Origin of the sequence: Vibrio sp. T9, assembly GCF_003123985.1 — a bacterium.
GTDB classification, from domain to species: Bacteria; Pseudomonadota; Gammaproteobacteria; order Enterobacterales; family Vibrionaceae; genus Vibrio; species Vibrio diabolicus.
The window spans coordinates 1-304 of the sequence record NZ_NIGY01000171.1; the positions used below are offsets into that span (position 1 = coordinate 1).

General features: G+C 63.2%; 1 protein-coding gene. It reads left to right on the forward strand.

What is annotated here, in order from left to right:
* The coding region (locus tag CBX98_RS25950; RefSeq protein WP_146192945.1) for a carbohydrate porin at positions 1-304 on the forward strand (304 nt) is incomplete at both ends.

A 304-nucleotide genomic window follows, 5' to 3' on the forward strand; every position in this document is an offset into this window, starting at 1 on the left:
GGGATACTGGTATCCGAAGCGCCAGTGGCAGCTTGCGCAGCTGAGCTGGGAGCAGCAATTCTCCGACAGCCACATCAACGTGCTTGCCGGCCGCCTCAACGCGACCTGGCAGTTCGCGCGCTCCACGTACGGTTGCCGCTTTGTCAGCGCGCCGGATTGTCCGTACCAGCTCACCAACACCACCGGCGGGTTCAGCGGCTTTCCGTACGTGAACTGGGGTGCGCGCGTGAAGTACCAGCCGGATGCGCGCTACCTGTCGATCGGCGCTTTCGAAATCAATCCCGACCGGCGCAACAACAATGGC